General features: G+C 73.1%; 16 protein-coding genes and 1 tRNA gene. 11 read left to right on the top strand and 6 right to left on the bottom strand.

The window, feature by feature from the left end:
- Positions 1-158: 158 nt before the first annotated feature.
- From ACRYR9_RS10185 to rpmH, 5 genes are read right to left on the bottom strand one after another with little or no spacing between them, the layout of a single operon-like run.
- Positions 159-776, bottom strand: coding sequence for a Jag family protein (locus ACRYR9_RS10185; RefSeq protein WP_432494866.1), 618 nt, complete (start codon positions 774-776; stop codon positions 159-161).
- A 35-nt stretch (positions 777-811) separates the two neighbouring features.
- The gene (yidC, locus tag ACRYR9_RS10180) at positions 812-1,831 is read right to left on the bottom strand and encodes a membrane protein insertase YidC (protein ID WP_432494868.1); all 1,020 of its coding nucleotides are present in this window, start codon (positions 1,829-1,831) and stop codon (positions 812-814) included.
- Between the two features lie 36 nt (positions 1,832-1,867).
- Positions 1,868-2,164: a membrane protein insertion efficiency factor YidD gene (gene yidD / locus ACRYR9_RS10175; protein ID WP_432494870.1), complete on the bottom strand. Its 297-nt coding sequence runs from the start codon at positions 2,162-2,164 to the stop codon at positions 1,868-1,870.
- Positions 2,161-2,508: a ribonuclease P protein component gene (gene rnpA / locus ACRYR9_RS10170; RefSeq protein WP_432494872.1), complete on the bottom strand. Its 348-nt coding sequence runs from the start codon at positions 2,506-2,508 to the stop codon at positions 2,161-2,163. The genes yidD and rnpA overlap by 4 nt, the downstream gene beginning before the upstream one ends.
- A gap of 25 nt (positions 2,509-2,533) precedes the next feature.
- Positions 2,534-2,671, bottom strand: coding sequence for a 50S ribosomal protein L34 (rpmH, locus tag ACRYR9_RS10165; RefSeq protein ID WP_166610470.1), 138 nt, complete (start codon positions 2,669-2,671; stop codon positions 2,534-2,536).
- Between the two features lie 360 nt (positions 2,672-3,031).
- On the opposite strand from rpmH, the gene dnaA reads away from it, so the two are divergent.
- The 11 genes from dnaA (at position 3,032) to ACRYR9_RS10110 (ending at position 16,755) form a co-directional block, all read left to right on the top strand.
- A complete protein-coding gene (gene dnaA, locus ACRYR9_RS10160) occupies positions 3,032-4,585 on the top strand; it encodes a chromosomal replication initiator protein DnaA (protein WP_432494874.1) in 1,554 nt (517 codons plus the stop codon).
- A 713-nt stretch (positions 4,586-5,298) separates the two neighbouring features.
- Positions 5,299-6,426, top strand: coding sequence for a DNA polymerase III subunit beta (gene dnaN, locus ACRYR9_RS10155; RefSeq protein WP_432494876.1), 1,128 nt, complete (start codon positions 5,299-5,301; stop codon positions 6,424-6,426).
- Between the two features lie 51 nt (positions 6,427-6,477).
- On the top strand, positions 6,478-7,389 hold the full coding sequence (gene gnd, locus ACRYR9_RS10150) for a phosphogluconate dehydrogenase (NAD(+)-dependent, decarboxylating) (RefSeq protein ID WP_432494878.1): 912 nt from the start codon (positions 6,478-6,480) through the stop codon (positions 7,387-7,389).
- A gap of 10 nt (positions 7,390-7,399) precedes the next feature.
- Positions 7,400-8,575, top strand: coding sequence for a DNA replication/repair protein RecF (recF, locus tag ACRYR9_RS10145; protein ID WP_432494880.1), 1,176 nt, complete (start codon positions 7,400-7,402; stop codon positions 8,573-8,575).
- Positions 8,565-9,224: a DciA family protein gene (locus tag ACRYR9_RS10140; RefSeq protein ID WP_432494882.1), complete on the top strand. Its 660-nt coding sequence runs from the start codon at positions 8,565-8,567 to the stop codon at positions 9,222-9,224. Before recF ends, ACRYR9_RS10140 begins: the two co-directional genes overlap by 11 nt.
- A gap of 248 nt (positions 9,225-9,472) precedes the next feature.
- Entirely contained in the window at positions 9,473-11,542 is a 2,070-nt protein-coding gene (gene gyrB, locus ACRYR9_RS10135; protein ID WP_432494884.1) for a DNA topoisomerase (ATP-hydrolyzing) subunit B, read from the top strand.
- 130 nt (positions 11,543-11,672) lie between these two features.
- On the top strand, positions 11,673-14,327 hold the full coding sequence (gene gyrA / locus ACRYR9_RS10130; protein WP_432494912.1) for a DNA gyrase subunit A: 2,655 nt from the start codon (positions 11,673-11,675) through the stop codon (positions 14,325-14,327).
- The gene (locus tag ACRYR9_RS10125) at positions 14,324-14,809 is read left to right on the top strand and encodes a DUF3566 domain-containing protein (protein WP_432494886.1); all 486 of its coding nucleotides are present in this window, start codon (positions 14,324-14,326) and stop codon (positions 14,807-14,809) included. The genes gyrA and ACRYR9_RS10125 overlap by 4 nt, the downstream gene beginning before the upstream one ends.
- Before the next feature lie 79 nt (positions 14,810-14,888).
- A tRNA-Ile gene (locus ACRYR9_RS10120) sits at positions 14,889-14,962 on the top strand.
- A gap of 114 nt (positions 14,963-15,076) precedes the next feature.
- Positions 15,077-16,087: an AAA family ATPase gene (locus ACRYR9_RS10115; protein ID WP_432494888.1), complete on the top strand. Its 1,011-nt coding sequence runs from the start codon at positions 15,077-15,079 to the stop codon at positions 16,085-16,087.
- Complete coding sequence (locus ACRYR9_RS10110; RefSeq protein ID WP_432494890.1) at positions 16,084-16,755, top strand: arsenate reductase/protein-tyrosine-phosphatase family protein; 672 nt, start codon at positions 16,084-16,086, stop codon at positions 16,753-16,755. The genes ACRYR9_RS10115 and ACRYR9_RS10110 overlap by 4 nt, the downstream gene beginning before the upstream one ends.
- Here the strand turns inward: ACRYR9_RS10110 and ACRYR9_RS10105 are convergent.
- Positions 16,692-18,083: a tyrosine-protein kinase domain-containing protein gene (locus tag ACRYR9_RS10105; protein ID WP_432494892.1), complete on the bottom strand. Its 1,392-nt coding sequence runs from the start codon at positions 18,081-18,083 to the stop codon at positions 16,692-16,694. The genes ACRYR9_RS10110 and ACRYR9_RS10105 overlap by 64 nt on opposite strands.
- Positions 18,084-18,092: the final 9 nt, after the last annotated feature.

The following is an 18,092-nucleotide window of genomic DNA, read 5'->3' as shown; positions in this document are numbered from 1 at the left end:
GGGGGGGGGGGGGGGGGGGGGGGGGGGGGGGGGGGGGGGGGGGGGGGGGGGGGGGGGGGGGGGGGGGGGGGGGGGGGCCGGCCCCCCCCCCCCCCCCCCCCCCTCAGGAACCTCGTCAAGCACCCGGCCACCCTATCCGCCGGGGAGTGTGAGCCAGGTCAGTCCGCGGTCCCCTCAACCGTGTCGGTGACCGACTCGGCCGCCGGCTCGGCAGCCTCAGGCAGGACGACGACCCGCCGCTGCGGCTCCTGGCCCTCCGACTCGCTCGTCAGCCCCTGGGCGGAGACCGCATCGTGCACGACCTTGCGCTCGAAGGCCGACATGGGCTCCAGGCGCTCCAGCTCACCGCTGGCGCGCACCCGGGTGCAGACCTCCTCGGCCAGCGCCACCAGGGCGGTGCGCTTGCCCGCGCGGTACCCGGCGACGTCCAGCAGGAGCCGGGTGCGGTCACCGGTCTGCGCCTGCACCGCGAGGCGCGTCAGCTCCTGCAGCGCCTCCAGCACCTCCCCGTCGGCACCGACGAGCCGCTTGAGCGCGGGAGTGCTCGCCTCGTCGGCCACGATCGCCACCGAGGCGCGCCCGTTGTCGATGTCGATGTCGATGTCACCGTCCAGGTCGGCGATGTCCAGCAGTTCCTCGAGGTAGTCGGCGGCGATGTCGCCCTCCTCCTCCAGTCGCTTGGCCGCGGTCCCGGGCCGCTGCGCCGTGGGGCGCTCAGCGGCGGTCGTCACAGCATCCTCGGCGGCCGTCTCCACCGCGCCGGTCGTGGCGTTCACCCGTGGTCCTCCTCGGTCGTTCGTGGTCGGTCGTGTCAGCGGTTGCCGGGGCGCTGCTTGCTGCGCGAGCCGCTGGGCCGCCGGTTCTCCCGGCTGCCGCCCCGCTTGGGCTGCTGGCGCTGGCGGCGGGCCTGCGCAGCCGCGGTGGTGGGGTGGTCGGCCGACGCGGCGGTGCCGGCGTCCGTGGTCGGCAGCACCTCACCACGACGGGCGGCGCGGCGGGCACGACGCTCCTGCAGCTGCTTCTCAGCCACGGAGCCGGGGTTCGGCATGCGGCGGATCACGAAGAACTGCTGCCCCATGGACCACACGTTCGTCGTCAGCCAGTACAGGAGGACACCGATCGGGAAGTTGACGCCGGAGACCGCGAAGATGATCGGCAGGATGTACAGCATCATCTTCTGCTGCTGCGCGAAGGGGTTGCCCTCCATCGATGCCGAGGAGGTGTTCTTCGCCATCAGCTGCTTCTGCGTGATGAACTGCGACAGCGACATCAGCACGATCATCACCGCGGTGAGGATGATCGTGCTGAGCTCACCCTCCTGGCCCCAGGACTGCAGGAAGATGTCGGACAGCTGCGAACCGAAGAGCGTGGCCCTGTCGGCCTGGTCCACCAGCTCGGGCGTCAGCGCACCGACCGACTCACCCTTGCCGATGCCGTTGAGGGTGTGGAACAGCGCGAAGAAGATCGGCGACTGCAGCAGGATCGGCAGGCAGCTCGCCATCGGGTTGGTGCCCGAGGTCCGGTACAGGGCCATCATCTCCTGCTGCATCGCCTGACGGCTGGCAGGATCGGTCTTGCCCTTGTACTTCTGCTGGATCTTGCGCATCTCCGGCTGGATGACCTGCATCCCGCGCATCGCCTTGATCTGCTTGACGAACAGCGGGATGAGCAGGACGCGGATGACGACGACCAGACCCACGATGGACAGCGACCACGCCGCACCACCGGCCGGGTCGAGCCCGATCGCGGTGAGCAGGTCGTGGAAGCGCACCATGATCCAGGCGACGACCCACTGGATGGGGTACAAGAGGTCGTAGAAGAACTCGATCATGTTGCGGCTAGTCCTCTCGAGACGGGCTGTGCGCCCTCATCGGTGCTGTCCCCGCCCTGAGGGACCCCTGGGCGGAACGGGATCGACGCCACCAGGGTTCCACGGGTGGCATCGCAGGAGCCTGCGGACGGTCAACCAGGTGCCGGCGAGCGCCCCTCGGGTGCGCAGCGCCTCGACCGCGTAGGCGGAGCAGGACGGGTAGAACCGGCACGTCGGCCCGAGCACGGGGGAGACGGTGAACTGGTAGGTGCGCACCAGCGCGACCAGCAGCAGCGCCGGCCAGCGCAGAGGGTGCCACCAGGGGCGTGGCGCGGAGCCGCCGGCGGGGCTCACGAGGTGGTCAGCCCGAGGCGGCGCAGCCCCCGGTCGACGTCCCCGGCCAGGTCGGCCGAGGCGGCGCCCGCGGCCGCGGGCAGGGCCCGCACCACGAGCAGGCCGCCGTCCGCCGGCAGCACCGGCAGGCGGGCGGCTGCGAGGTGCCGGAGGCGCCGTTGCGTGCGGTTGCGCACCACGGAGTTGCCCACGGCCTTGGACACGACGAAGCCCACCCTCGTGGGGTGGGCTTCGTCGGTCTGCGCCCAGTGCAGGACGAGACGGCGGGTACCGGCGCGCACGCCCTGGCGCAGGGCGACGGTGAAGTCGTCCCGCGACCTCAGGCGGTGCGCTGCCGGCAGCACCGGGTGCCGCTCGTGCGGACGCTGGTCAGGCGGACAGCTGCGCGCGGCCCTTGGCGCGGCGCGCGGAGAGGATGGCGCGGCCGGCGCGGGTGCGCATGCGCAGGCGGAAGCCGTGCGTCTTGGCCCGCCGACGGTTGTTCGGCTGGAAGGTGCGCTTGCTCACGTCAGTTCTCCATGCTCGCTGGGAGGGCCGGGGCTCCGCCGTCGGTCCTTGCCGGTGGCGGCCGAGTCGTTCGGCGCACCGGAGGTGCCACGGAGCACAATCCCCAGCAGGGTACGGTGACGCCCCCACCCCGGTCAAAGCGCGGTCGCGCCGACGGGTCCCCGCACAGGTGACCGCGCGGAGGACGCCACTTGAACGGCGACCGCCGCCGTTGTTACCGTCCCGTCCGACTGCCGACGCCCCCGCAGACCCTGGCGCGTCGAGGGGTGCCTCGTCCTACCCGGCCGTCGTGCACAGTGTGTGGACAGAGGTGTGGACGAAGCCCGTCGAACTGGCCGGGCACGACGGGAGATGGCTCGAGTGGAGACCGACCGGGGCAACTTCCCCGACGTCTGGGAGCGCGCGGTCGCGCAGCTCGACGAGGGCGGTGTCACCCCGCACCAGCGCGCGTTCGTGCGGCTGACCCGGCCGCTGGGGCTGCTGGACGACACGGCGCTGCTGGCGGTGCCCAACGACCTCACCAAGGAGATCATCGAGCAGAAGGTCCGCGAGCCGCTGACCCGCGCGCTGAGCGAGCAGCTGGGCATCGCGGTGCGGCTGGCGGTCACGGTCGACACCTCGATCGGGCAGACGCTGGCGCCGGAGCTGACCGGCGAGCACGGCGGCGCGAGCACCGGCGGGGGCGTCAGCAGCCTGGAGCGCGAGCGCGGGACGCGCCCGGGGGGCGAGGCGGACGTGCGCTCCTCCCCGGAGGAGGGCGAGGACGACCCCTCGCTGGACGACTCCGACCCGGACCTGCTCTTCACGGGCTTCAAGGTGGACCGCGGTGCCGGCACCGGGCGGCAGGCGTCCCGGTCCAGGCCGGGCGCGAAGACCGAGAACGCCCGGCTGAACCCGAAGTACATCTTCGAGACCTTCGTCATCGGCGCGAGCAACCGCTTCGCGCACGCCGCGGCGGTGGCGGTGGCCGAGGCTCCGGCGAAGGCGTACAACCCGCTGTTCATCTACGGCGAGTCGGGGCTGGGCAAGACGCACCTGCTGCACGCCATCGGGCACTACGCGCAGAACCTGTACCCGGGCGTGCAGGTGCGGTACGTGAACTCCGAGGAGTTCACCAACGACTTCATCAACTCCATCCGCGACGACAAGGCGCAGGCGTTCCAGCGCCGGTACCGGGACGTCGACGTGCTGCTCATCGACGACATCCAGTTCCTGTCGAACAAGGTGCAGACGCAGGAGGAGTTCTTCCACACCTTCAACACGCTGCACAACGCGAGCAAGCAGGTCGTGATCACCTCCGACCTGCCGCCGAAGCAGCTGTCGGGGTTCGAGGACCGGATGCGCAGCCGCTTCGAGTGGGGCCTGATCACCGACGTGCAGCCGCCGGACCTGGAGACCCGCATCGCCATCCTGCGCAAGAAGGCGATCGGGGAGCGGCTGGAGGTGCCCGAGGACGTCAACGAGTACATCGCCTCGAAGATCTCCTCGAACATCCGGGAGCTGGAGGGTGCGCTCATCCGCGTCACCGCGTTCGCGAGCCTGAACAGGCAGCCGGTGGACATGCAGCTGGCCGACATCGTGCTGCGCGACCTCATCCCCAACGACGAGACGCCGGAGATCACAGCTGCGGCGATCATGGGGCAGACGGCGTCGTACTTCAGCGTGACGCTGGAGGACCTGTGCGGCACGTCGCGCTCGCGCACGCTGGTGACGGCGCGGCAGATCGCGATGTACCTGTGCCGGGAGCTGACGGAGCTGTCGCTGCCCAAGATCGGTCAGCACTTCGGCGGACGCGACCACACGACCGTCATGCACGCCGAGCGGAAGATCAAGCAACAGATGGCGGAGCGGCGCAGCACCTACAACCAGGTGACCGAGCTGACGAACCGCATCAAGAAGCAGGCCGGCGCCTGAGGCGCCTCCCCCCACGCACCAGAAGGCGCTGGAGGGGCGTCGTCCCCAGCGATCCCCAGCTCGACGCCGCCATCCACAGGTTGTCCCCACACCTGTGCACTCCCGCACGCACGTCCTGAGCCCCCGCACCCCCCGGTGCGGGGGCTCTCGTGCGCCCGGAACACTCGGCACGCTGCGGAAATCGTTTTCTCCACAAGACCGCCCACACTCGTCCGGAGGCCCGGAGGAGTTGTCCACGGGTGTCCACACGCTGGGGACAACTCTGTGGACACCGACATCCCCAACCGTGGACAACCCGGTGGACGAGCCGTGGACACCGCAGGGACGCGCTGGGGACGCCTGTGGGCGCCGCTCCGGCCGTCCCCAGGCCTGTGGACGCGGGGCGGCCCGCGTCCGCAGGCGGCCCACAGGCCCAGAACGGGTTCCCGGCCCCTCTGACCTGCGGCGACGCCTCCCCGTCCACAGGCTGCACAAGGGCGACGACGACGATGGATCCCCCTGGAGATGGATCCGTCAACCCACGAGGTGTGTGGACACCTGCTGGGGACGATGACCCGAACACCCTCCCCGGAAGGACCGGAGAGGCTGTGGAGACCGGTGGACGAGCCGTGGACGGCCGCCTGCACCGAGCGGCAGGCTCTCCACTACTGTCGGAAGCCGCCCGCGCTGCGGGTGGGTGCGGACGAGGTGGACTCAGCGGGAGGCGGTGCCTGGTGGAGCTGCAGGTCGAGCGCGACGTCCTGGCGGACGCCGTCGCCTGGGCGGCCCGGGCCCTGCCGTCCAGGCCCCCCGTGCCGGTGCTGGCAGGGGTGCTGCTGGAGGCCGGTGACGACGGGACGCTGCGCCTGTCGACCTTCGACTACGAGGTCTCCGCCCGCGTGGAGGTCCCCGCGGAGGTCCGGACCGGCGGGCGGGTGCTCGTCTCCGGCCGCCTGCTGGCCGACATCTCGCGCAGCCTGCCGCCGCGGCCGGTCACGCTGACCACCGACGGCTCCAAGGTGGTCGTCACCTGCGGGGCGAGCCGCTTCACCCTGCTGACGATGTCGGTCGACGAGTACCCCGCCCTGCCCGCGATGCCCGCGGAGTCCGGGACGGTGCCGGGCTCGGAGTTCACCGAGGCCGTCGCCCAGGTGACGGTCGCGGCCAGCCGGGACGAGACCCTGCCGATCCTCACGGGCGTGCGCCTGGAGATCGAGGGGGGCCGGCTGACGCTGCTGGCCACCGACCGCTACCGCCTGGCCGTGCGCGAGCTGCGCTGGAACCCCAGCACCCCGGACTTCACCACCGCCGCGCTGGTGCGGGCCCGCACGCTGTCCGACGTCGCCCGCTCCCTGGGCGGCACCAGCACGCTGCGGATGGCCCTGGCCGACGGCGGCAGCGACCTCATCGGCTTCTCCGCCGAGGGCCGGCAGTCCACCTCGCTGCTCGTGGACGGGGAGTACCCCAAGGTGCGGGCCCTGTTCCCGGCCGAGTCCCCCACCCACGCCGTGGTGTCCACCGCCGCCCTGGCCGAGGCCGTCAAGCGCGTGGCGCTGGTGGCCGAGCGCAACACGCCCGTGCGCTTGCGCTTCGAGGACGGCGTGCTGTCCTTGGAGGCGGGCCAGGGCGAGGACGCGCAGGCGACGGAGGCCCTCGAGGCCACCCTCGTGGGCGAGCCCATCGCCATCGCCTTCAACCCGCAGTTCCTCCTGGACGGGCTGGGAGCGCTGTCGGCGCCCTACGCCCGCCTGTCGTTCACCCAGTCGACCCGGCCCGCCGTCATCACCGGTCAGGCCGAGGCCGAGGGGGAGGACGACGACAGCTACCGGTACCTGCTGATGCCGGTCCGCCTCGCCGGCTGAGCCGGCACGCACGCGAACCCCGGGCAGCCGGGGAAGGAAGGGGTCGTCCAGATGCACATCGGACTCGTCGGTCTGGGGAAGATGGGCGGCAACATGCGCGCCCGCCTGCGCGACAACGGCATCGAGGTCACGGGGTACGACCCCAACCCGGACGTCACCGACGTCCCCTCGCTGGCCGCGCTGGTCGAGGCGCTGCCCTCGCCGAAGGTCGTGTGGGTGATGGTCCCCTCGGGGAGGATCACGCGCGAGACCGTCGCGAGCCTGGCGCCGCTGCTGGGCGACGGCGACCTCGTCATCGACGGCGGCAACTCCAAGTGGACCGACGACACGGTCAACGCCGAGCTCCTCGCCGAGCGCGGCACCGGCTACCTGGACTGCGGCGTCTCCGGCGGCGTGTGGGGCCGGGAGAACGGCTACGGCCTCATGGCCGGCGGCGCGAAGAAGCACGTCGACCTCGCGATGCCGATCTTCGACGCCCTGCGCCCCGAGGGACCGCGCGAGGAGGGCTTCGTGCACGCCGGGGGCGTGGGCGCGGGCCACTACTCGAAGATGGTCCACAACGGCATCGAGTACGGCCTCATGCACGCCTACGCCGAGGGCTACGAGCTGCTCGAGGCGAAGGGGATCATCAGCGACGTCCCGGCGGTCTTCAAGGCGTGGACGCGCGGCACGGTCGTGCGCTCCTGGCTGCTGGACCTCATGGTCAAGGCCCTGGAGGAGGACCCGAAGCTGGACAAGCTGCGCGGTTACGCGCAGGACTCCGGCGAGGGCCGCTGGACCCTGGAGCAGGCGGTCGAGAACGCCGTGCCCATGCCGGTGCTCGCCGCGGCCCTGTTCGCGCGCTTCTCCTCCCGGCAGGAGGACTCCCCGTCGATCAAGGCGGTCGCCGCGCTGCGCAACCAGTTCGGCGGGCACGCGGTGAACGTCGCCGGGCCCACCTCGGGTTCCGGCTCGACGCACTGACGCCGAGCGCGTGCACGTCGCGCACCTGTCGCTCGTCGACTTCCGCTCGTACCCGGCCCTGGAGCTGGAGCTGCGGCCGGGCACGACGACGTTCGTGGGGCTGAACGGGCAGGGCAAGACGAACCTGGTCGAGGCGATCGGGTACGCCGCCACCCTCGGCAGCCACCGGGTCGCCGGGGACGCCCCCCTGGTGCGGCAGGGGGCGCAGCGGGCCGTCGTGCGGGCGCAGCTGGTGCGCGGGGAGCGCCGGGCGCTGATCGAGCTGGAGATCACGCCCGGCCGCGCCAACCGGGCGCGGCTGAACGGCGCTCCGTTGCGCCGGCCCCGCGAGCTGCTGGGGGTGCTGCGCACCGTCCTGTTCGCCCCGGAGGACCTCGCACTGGTCAAGGGCGACCCGGACGGGCGCCGCCGGTACCTCGACGACCTCCTCGTCACGCGCTGGCCGCGCCTGGCCGGGGTGCGCAGCGACTACGAGCGGGTGCTGCGCCAGCGCACGGCGCTGCTGAAGTCCGCCGGCCCGGCGCTGCGCAGCGGCCGCGGGGACGTGTCGACCCTCGAGGTGTGGGACGAGCACCTGGCGGCGGTGGGCTCGGAGCTGCTGTCGGCGCGCCTGGCGCTGCTGGAGGACCTGCGCGGGCCCGCCTCGGAGGCGTACCGCACGGTCAGCGGCGGGCAGGGGGAGCTGGAGCTGGGGTACCGCTCGTCCCTGCCGGTCCTCGCCGAGGGGGCGGCCACGGCCGCCGGCGGGGCGCTGCCGCCGCGCGAGGAGCTGCGCCTGGCGCTGCTGGCGGCCACGGCCGAGCAGCGCAAGGCGGAGCTGGAGCGCGGGGTGTGCCTGGTCGGCCCGCACCGCGACGACCTGGTGCTCACGCTGGGGGGGATGCCCGCCAAGGGGTACGCCAGCCACGGGGAGAGCTGGTCGGTGGCGCTGGGCCTGCGGCTGGCCAGCTACCGGCTGCTGCGCGAGGACGACGAGCACACCGACCCGGGCGGACCGGTGCTGGTGCTGGACGACGTGTTCGCGGAGCTGGACGCCGGGCGGCGCGAGCGGCTGGCGCAGGTGGTGGCGGGGGCCGAGCAGGTCCTGGTGACCGCCGCGGTGCCCGAGGACGTCCCGGACGCGCTGCGCGGCACCGGGGCCGACCGGGTGCACGTGAGCACGGGGACCGCCGTCCGTGGCGACTGACGCGGCGGGCGGGGACGGCGCCGTGCCGGGGCAGGAGGAGGGGGAGGCCTCCGCCCGGCCCGCGGCGGGCGACGGCCCGGACCTGCCGGAGCCGTCCACCGGGGAGGCGGCCCCGGCGACGGGGGCGGACCTGGCGCGCACGGCGCTGGGCCGGGCGCGCGCGGCGGCCGCGGCCAAGGGCCTGCGGCCCGGGCGCGTCGGCGGGGGCGGACGCGGTGCCGGCGGTACCCGCGCGCAGGAGCGGGCGCGCCGCACCGGCGCCTCGGCCCGCTCGGGGGCCTGGCCGGACGCGCGGGACCCGCAGACCCTGGAGTCCACCCTGGACCGGCTCGTCGGCGAGCGGGGCTGGGAGCAGCCGGTCGCGGTGGGTGGCGCGTTCGGGCGCTGGGACGCGGTGGTCGGCCCGGAGCTGGCGGGGCACTGCGCGCCGGAGACCCTCGAGGACGGCACGCTCGTGGTGCGGGCGGAGTCCACGGCGTGGGCCACGCAGGTGCGCCTGCTGACGAGCGTGCTGGTGCGGCGCCTGGACGAGGAGCTGGGGCACGGCGTGGTCACGAAGGTCGTGGTGCGCGGACCGCAGGGGCCGTCCTGGCGCAAGGGGAACCGGTCCGCCCCCGGCGGGCGCGGGCCGCGCGACACCTACGGCTGATCGGGCCGCGCGTGGCGCCGGAGCCGTGGAGCGGGGTGCTGGGCTGCCGCGGGTGGTGGCGCGTAGGTCCCCCCGCGGGTGGGGGGTCCTGCGCGTCTGAGGGCCGTGGACGGCTCGCTGACGAGATCGCGAGCCTCGCACGGGGTAGACTGACGTGAACCTGGCGGTCGTGAGGGCCCCTGGAGCGACGGGGCCCCACCCCGCGCGCCCGCCTCGCGCCGCTCGACGCGGAGGGAGAGCACGCGCTCGTGCCGGACCAAGAGCCGAACAACCCCGAAGAGCAGACCCCCGCTCCGGAGGACGCCCCCTCGCTGGCGGACGCCGTGGCGCCCGACGGCACCCCCGTCTCCGACTACGGCGCCGACGCCATCACCGTGCTGGAGGGCCTGGAGGCGGTCCGCAAGCGCCCCGGCATGTACATCGGCTCCACCGGTGAGCGCGGCCTGCACCACCTGGTCTACGAGGTCGTCGACAACTCCGTCGACGAGGCCCTGGCCGGCCACTGCGACACCATCGGCGTGACGCTGCTGGCCGACGGCGGCGTGCGCGTGGAGGACAACGGCCGCGGCATCCCGGTGGACGTCATGCCCGGGGAGGGCCGCCCCGCCGTCGAGGTCGTGCTGACCGTCCTGCACGCGGGCGGCAAGTTCGGCGGCGGGGGCTACTCGGTCTCCGGCGGCCTGCACGGCGTGGGCATCTCCGTCGTGAACGCGCTCTCGGCGCGCCTGGACGTCGAGGTGCGCCGGCAGGGCCACGTGTGGCGGCAGTCGTACGCCCACGGTGTGCCGGTGGCGCCGCTGGTGAAGGCGGGCGAGACCGGTGCCACGGGCACCACGGTGACGTTCTGGCCGAGCGCGGAGACGTTCGAGACGACCGTCTTCGACTTCGAGACGCTGCGCACCCGCTTCCAGCAGATGGCCTTCCTGAACAAGGGCCTGACGATCTCGCTGCGCGACGAGCGCCCCACGGCCGACGGCGAGGCGGAGGCCGAGGCGGTCGACGAGGCGCCGCTGCGCGAGGTGACCTACCGCTACGAGGGCGGCCTGGTCGACTACGTCAAGCACGTCAACGCGCAGAAGAAGAACGACGCCCTGCACGAGTCGATCATCTCGCTGGAGGCCGAGGACACCGAGCAGGGCATCTCCGTGGAGATCGCCATGCAGTGGACGACGGCGTACTCCGAGGCCGTCTTCACCTACGCCAACACCATCAACACCACCGAGGGCGGCACCCACGAGACGGGCTTCCGCACGGCGCTGACCTCGCTCGTGCAGGACTACGCGCGGGCCGCGAAGCCGCAGCTGCTCAAGGACAACGAGAACCTCGAGGGCTCGGACATCCGCGAGGGCCTGACGGCCGTCATCTCGGTGAAGCTGTCCGAGCCGCAGTTCGAGGGCCAGACGAAGACCAAGCTGGGCAACACCTCCGCGCGCACCTTCGTCAACGCGCAGGTCCGCGAGCACCTCGGGCACTGGTTCGCCTCCAACCCCAAGGAGGCGTACACGATCGCGAAGAAGGCGCACTCGGCCTCCGTGGCGCGCCAGGCGGCCCGCAAGGCCCGCGAGGCGAGCCGCAAGTCGCTGCTGGAGCGCAACTCGCTGCCGGGCAAGCTGAAGGACTGCCAGTCCAACAACCCCGTCGAGTGCGAGGTCTTCATCGTCGAGGGCGACTCCGCGGGTGGTTCGGCCACCCGCGGCCGCGACCCGCGCACCCAGGCGATCCTGCCGATCCGCGGCAAGATCCTCAACGTCGAGAAGGCGCGCCTGGACCGGGCCCTGGGCAACCAGGAGGTGCAGGCGCTCATCACGGCGTTCGGCACCGGCATCGGCGAGGAGTTCACCCTCGACAAGCTGCGCTACCACAAGATCATCATCATGGCCGACGCGGACGTCGACGGGCAGCACATCCGCACGCTGCTGCTGACGCTGCTCTTCCGGTACATGAGCCCGCTGGTGGAGAACGGCTTCGTCTACCTCGCCCAGCCGCCGCTGTACCGGCTGAAGTGGAGCGGCGGCACGCCCCACGAGTTCGCCTACTCCGACCGCGAGCGCGACGCGCTCATCGAGGCGGGCCGCGCGGCGGGCAAGAAGCTGCCCAAGGAGAACGCCGTGCAGCGCTACAAGGGCCTCGGCGAGATGAACTGGAACGAGCTGTCCGAGACGACGATGGACCGCGCGCACCGCACGCTGCTGCAGGTGACCCTCGAGGACGCCGCCGCGGCCGACGCCGTGTTCTCGGTCCTCATGGGCGAGGACGTGGAGTCCCGCCGCTCCTTCATCCAGCGCAACGCCCGCGACGTCAGGTTCCTCGACGTGTGAGGTCCCACCCGTTCCACGTGGAACCAGCGCCGAAGAGCCCGTGACCTGAGAGGGACCCCCCGCCGTGAGCGAGAGCACCACCGAACCCCCCGCCGGCGACCGCGTCGAGCAGGTCGACCTGCAGCTGGAGATGCAGCGCTCCTACCTGGACTACGCGATGAGCGTCATCGTGTCCCGGGCGCTGCCCGACGTGCGCGACGGCCTCAAGCCCGTCCACCGTCGCGTGCTCTACGCGATGTACGACGGCGGCTACCGCCCGGACCGGGGGTACTACAAGTGCGCCCGCGTCGTCGGCGACGTCATGTCGAACTACCACCCGCACGGTGACAGCTCGATCTACGACGCCCTGGTGCGCCTCGCGCAGGACTGGTCGCTGCGCTACCCGCTGGTCGACGGGCAGGGCAACTTCGGCTCGCCCGGCAACGACCCGGCCGCCGCGTACCGCTACACCGAGTGCCGCATGGCGCCGCTGGCCATGGAGATGGTCCGCGACATCGACGAGGAGACGGTCGACTTCTCGCCGAACTACGACGGCCGCGAGCAGGAGCCGGACGTCCTGCCGAGCCGGTTCCCGAACCTGCTCGTCAACGGCTCCGCCGGCATCGCCGTCGGCATGGCGACCAACATCCCGCCGCACAACCTGCGCGAGGTCGCCGACGGCGTGAAGTGGCTGCTGGAGAACCCCGACGCCCCCGACGACGAGCAGCTGGCCGCGATGCTGCAGCGCATCAAGGGCCCGGACTTCCCGACCGGTGCGCTGGTCCTGGGTCACCGCGGCATCAGCGACGCCTACCGCACCGGCCGCGGGTCCATCACCATGCGCGCGGTCGTCGAGGTCGAGGAGATCTCCGGGCGCACCTGCCTGGTCGTCAGCGAGCTGCCCTACCAGGTCAACCCGGACAACCTCGCGATGTCCATCGCGGACCTCGTGCGCGACGGCCGGCTGTCGGGCATCGCGGACGTGCAGGACCACACCTCCGGCAAGACCGGTCAGCGCCTGGTCATCGTGCTGCGCCGCGACGCCGTCGCGAAGGTCGTGCTGAACAACCTCTACAAGCACACCCAGCTGCAGCAGAACTTCGGCGCCAACATGCTGGCGCTGGTGGACGGCGTGCCGCGCACGCTGCCGATCCACGCCTTCCTCAAGCACTGGATCACCCACCAGGTCGAGGTCGTCCAGCGCCGCACCCGCTTCCGGCTGCGCAAGGCCGAGGAGCGCGCGCACATCCTGCGGGCGCTGCTGAAGGCCCTGGACGCCCTCGACGAGGTCATCACCCTGATCCGCGCCAGCGCCACCGTCGACGCCGCCCGCGAGGGTCTGATGGAGCTGCTCCAGATCGACGACGTGCAGGCGCGCGCCATCCTGGAGATGCAGCTGCGCCGGCTGGCCGCGCTGGAGCGCCAGCGCATCACCGACGAGTACGACGAGCTCATGCGGCAGATCGAGGACTTCCAGGACATCCTCGCCCGCCCGGAGCGCCAGCGGCAGATCGTCGGTGACGAGCTGGTGGAGCTGACCGAGCGCTACGGCGACGAGCGCAAGACGCAGATCCTGCCCTTCGAGGGCGACATGAGCGTCGAGGACCTCATCCCCGTCGAGGACGTCGTCGTCACCGTCACCCGCGGTGGCTACGCCAAGCGCACCCGCACCGACCTCTACCGCGCCCAGCGCCGCGGCGGCCGGGGTGTGCGCGGGGCGTCCCTGCGCGAGGACGACGTGGTGGAGCACTTCTTCACCACCACGACCCACGACTGGCTGCTGTTCTTCACGAACCTGGGGCGGGTGTACCGCGCCAAGGGGTACGAGCTGCCCGAGGGCGGGCGCGACGGGCGCGGCCAGCACGTGGCGAACCTGCTGGCCTTCCAGCCGGGGGAGCGCATCGTCGCCGTCCTGGACATCGCCGACTACGAGCAGGCGCCGTACCTGGTGCTCGCCACCCGCGGCGGCATCGTCAAGAAGACGCGGCTGAGCGAGTACGACTCCAACCGCTCCGGCGGGCTCATCGCCATCAACCTGCGCCAGCGCCCCGGCGCGGACGGCGAGGAGGTCGACGACGAGCTGTTCGCCGCGGCCCTGGTGGGCGAGGGGGACGACCTCTTCCTCGTCTCCCGCAAGGGCATGAGCGTGCGCTTCCCCGCCGACGACGACACCCTGCGGCCGATGGGGCGGGCCACCTCCGGGGTGACGGGCATGAAGTTCCGCGGCGACGACGAGCTGCTGGCGATGGCCGTGGCCTCCGACGACCTCGACGTGTTCGTGGTCACCGAGCTCGGCTACGCCAAGCGCACGGCGATCGCGGAGTACCGCCGGCAGGGGCGCGGCGGGCTCGGCATCAAGGTCGCCAAGCTCGCCGAGGCGCGCGGTGACCTCGTGGGGGCGCTGACGGTCTCCGGGGAGGACGAGGTCCTCGTCGTCATGGCCGGTGGGCGCGTGGTGCGCTCGCGGGTGGACGAGGTCCCCGCCAAGGGCCGCGACACGATGGGCGTCACCTTCGCCCGCCCGGAGACGGGGGACCGCATCATCGCGGTGGCCCGCAACGGCGAGCGCGTCCTGGACGACGAGGTGGCCGCCGAGGAGGCCTCGGACGCCACCGTCGAGGGGGTCGACGACCCCCTGCAGGACGTGGCCGGGGGCGGGGACGACCAGGCCGCCGCGCTCGGCGCGGACGAGCCGCCTCCTCCCGCAGACACTGCGCCGGACCCGTCCCATGACGTACGGTCTCCTGGATCGGCCGACGGGGGTTCCGCGGTCGAGACCGACACCGACTCCGGAGGTGCCTCGTGAGCCCCGCCGAACGCACGGCCTCCTCGCCCGCCACCGCGGCGGCGAGCCCGTCGAAGGCCAGCGCTGCAGCACCGTCCCGCCCGGTGGCGGCCCGCACGGGCCCGGCGCAGGCGGTGGAGGTGCCGCGGCGGGTCCGGCTGACGCTGGCGCGGGTGGACCCGTGGTCGGTGACGAAGCTGTCGTTCCTGCTGTCGGTGGCGGTGGGCATCGCGCTGGTGGTCGCCACGGCCGTGGTGTGGAGCGTCCTGGACGGCATGGGCGTGTTCACCGACGTCAACGGGTTGCTGCGCGACGTCGTCGGCGGCGAGGTGGACGTCAACCTGCTGGACTACCTGGGCTTCGGCAAGGTCCTGTCCCTGGCCACGGTCATCGCGGTGGTCGACGTCGTGCTGCTGACGGCGCTGTCGACGATCGTGGCGTTCCTGTACAACGTGTCGGCCGCGCTGGTCGGCGGCCTGCACGTGACGCTCTCGGACGACTGAGCACCCCGGCCGCCGGCGGCGGTCGGTGGCACGGCCGGGAGTCCGGTAGAGTGGGGACCGCTGCGCTCGCGCAGTTTCCGGGCCTATAGCTCAGTCGGTTAGAGCGCTTCCCTGATAAGGAAGAGGTCGGAGGTTCAAGTCCTCCTAGGCCCACCCCTGAGAACCCCGCACCGATCCGGTGCGGGGTTCTCCGCGTTCCAGGGCGTCCGTCGACAGGTGGGCCTCGACGTCACTCGCTGTAGGCTCTTGGTGACTTCAAGGAGGGTCATGGCGACGGCGGCACAGGTCAAGGCGCTGGTGGAGAGCCACAGCCTGGGCGACGAGGCCCGGTTCCGCTCCGTGGTGCTGCAGATCACCGAGGCCGCCACCCGCACCGGGCGCACCCGCTACGCCGAGGAGGTGCGTGCACTCCTGGACGCGGGCCGCACCGCGCGCTCGGCCGGTGCAGGTCTCCCCGCCCGTGCCGTACCGCTCGCCCAGCCGCGCGGCGAGCTCGCCGGCGTGCTGACCGTGGAGCAGCCCGGTACCCGGTTGGCCGACGTGGCGCTCGGCGCGGACGTCATGTCCCGGTTGCACCGGGTGCTCGCCGAGCAGCGCCGCCAGGACACCCTGCGCGCGCACGGCTTCGACCCCGTGCGCCGCCTGCTGCTCACCGGCCCCTCCGGCACGGGCAAGTCCATGACGGCGCACGCCCTCGCCTCCGAGCTGCTGCTCCCGGTGTTCACCGTCCCCCTCGACGCGGTCGCCGAGCTGGACGCCGACGAGGCCACCGCCAAGCTGCGGCTCGTCTTCGACCTCGTCGCCCAGACGCGCGCGGTGTACCTCTTCGACGACCTCGACGCCCTGCTCGACCCGGCGCGCCGCTCGGCGACCGACGCGGGGAGCGGGGCGGGGAGCGGGGCGCGCGACGCGCTGCGCTCCTTCACGACGCTGCTCGCCCAGGACGCCTCCACCAGCCTCGTCGTCGCCACCAGCAACCGTCCCCAGCTGCTGGAGCGGTCGGTGCTGCGCCGCTTCGACGCCCTCGTCGACTACCCGTTGCCCACCACCGGCGTCGTGCACGAGGTGGTGCTGCGCCGCCTGCGCGAGTTCGACCTCAGCGCCGTGGAGTGGCCTCGCGTCGCCTCCACCGCCAGCGGCCTCAGCCACGAGGAGGTCTCCGCGGCCGCTCGGGCGGCGGCCAAGCAGTCGCTGCTCGAGGGGCGCAGGCACGTGGAGACCGCGGCGCTGCTCGGTGCGCTGCGCGAGCGGCGGCAGGTGCTGAAGATGGCGCCGTGAGCCGTGCCGGCTTCGACGTCCTCGTCGTGTGCACCGCCAACGTCAGCCGGTCCCCGCTGGCCGCGGCCCTGCTGCGGCACCGGCTCGACGAGCGGTTCGGTGCCCGCGCGTCCCGGGTGCGGGTGAGCAGCGCAGGCACCCGCGCCCTCGCCGGGCAGGGCGTGGACCCCGTCACGGCACAGGTGCTGCAGGAGGTGACCGGGTCCCCGCCGGAGGGGTTCGCCGCGCGGCAGCTCGAGGAGGCGCTCGTGCACGAGGCCGACCTGGTGCTGACCATGACGCGCCGGCACCGCGCCGCCGTGGTGGACGTGCTCCCGACGGCCCAGCGCCGAACCTTCACCCTGCCCGAGCTCGCCCGCATCGCCGCCGCCCTGCCGCGCGGCGGAGGCGGGCGGGCCGACGCCGACCCCGCGGCCGGCTGGCGCGCGCTGCTGGCGGCGGCGCCCGCGATGCGCGGGCCCACCGCTCCCGCCGACCCCGCCGCCGACGACGTGCCCGACGTGCACCGCCACCCGGTGGCGGAGCACCGCAGCACCGCCCGGCACCTGGCGGCGGCCGTCGAGGACGTGCTCGAGGCCGTGGCCGCGCCGGCGCGCCCGGCCGCTCAGCGCTCCGCGAGCAACGGCTCCGCGTCGGTCGCGGTCTCCGGCTGGTACCCGTACCCGTAGTCGTAGGGGTAGGCGTACTCCGAGCGCCGCGCGGGCACCATCGACAGCACCGCGCCCAGCACCCGGGCGTCCACCGCCCGCAACCGCTCCAGGGCCCGGGTGAGGTGGTCGCGCGTCGTGCGCCCGTGCCGCACCACGACGATCGCCCCGTCCGCCTGACGGGCCAGCACGGCCGCGTCGGCCACCGGCAGCAGCGGCGGGCTGTCCACGATGACCAGCTCGGCGCGCTCACGCAGCCGCTCCAGCAGGTCGGCCATGTGCCGCGAGCCCAGCAGCGCGGAGGGGTTCATCGGGATCGGCCCGCTGGCCAGCACCGACAGGCCCGAGTCGCCGTAGGGCTGCAGCACGTCGTCCACGTCGGCGCGGCCGGCCAGCACCGTGGTCAGGCCCGCACTGTTGTCCACCCCGAGGTACTCCGCCACCTTCGGCAACCGCAGGTCCGCCTCCACGAGGATCGTGCGCACCCCCGCCAGCGCCGTCGTCAGGGCCAGGTTCACCGCCAGGGTGCTCTTGCCGTCCCCAGGCAGTGCGGAGGTGACCACCACCACGTGCGGCGGGTGGTCCACGTCGGCGAACTGCAGGTTCGTGCGGATCTGCCGCAGCGCCTCCGACTGGGGCGTGCGCGCGTGCTCCACGACCAGTTCCGGTCCAGCGCCACCCTCCCCGAGCAGGGTCGTGCCCAGCAGCGGGGTGCCCAGGTCCGTGATGCCGGCCGGGGTCTTCACTGTGGTGTCCAGCACCTCCCGCAGCACCGCCAGACCCGTCCCGGTGCTCAGCCCGAACAGCAGGCCCAGCGCGAGGTTGCGGGACAGGCTGGGGGCGATGGGTTCCTCGCGGACCTCCGCCGGGCGCAGCACGCTGACGCGCACGGGGCTGGCCACGTCCGGGGAGGGCCGCTCGAGCTCCGCCACGGCCGTGCTGAAGTGCTTCGCCACCGAGTCGGCGATGCGCGCTGCCCGTCGCGCGGAGGCGTCCTCCACGGTGACCTCGATGAGGACCGTGCCCAGCGGGGCGTCGGAGCCGATGCGCTCGGCCAGCGCCCGCGCCGTGGTGTCCAGCTCCAGCTCGTCGATCACGGGCTGCAGCACCTTCGGGCTGGTGAGCACGCCCGTGTAGGACTGCACCCGCTGCTGGGTGAACATGCCGCCCTGCATGAGCGCCACTGCGCCGCCGCCGTCGTGCATGGACACGAACAGCAGCGAGTCCGCCCGGTACAGCGGGGTGCTCAGCGCCGTCGAGCCGCCCCCCGCACCCAGGCCCAGCAGCACCGAGAGGACCACCAGCACCCAGTGCTTGCGCAGCGCGCGCAGGTAGTCGACCAGCTCCATCGGGCGGTG

The organism is Kineococcus auxinigenes, assembly GCF_050871525.1.
Lineage (GTDB): Bacteria > Actinomycetota > Actinomycetes > Actinomycetales > Kineococcaceae > Kineococcus.
This window is presented reverse-complemented; position numbering and strand designations above follow the sequence as displayed.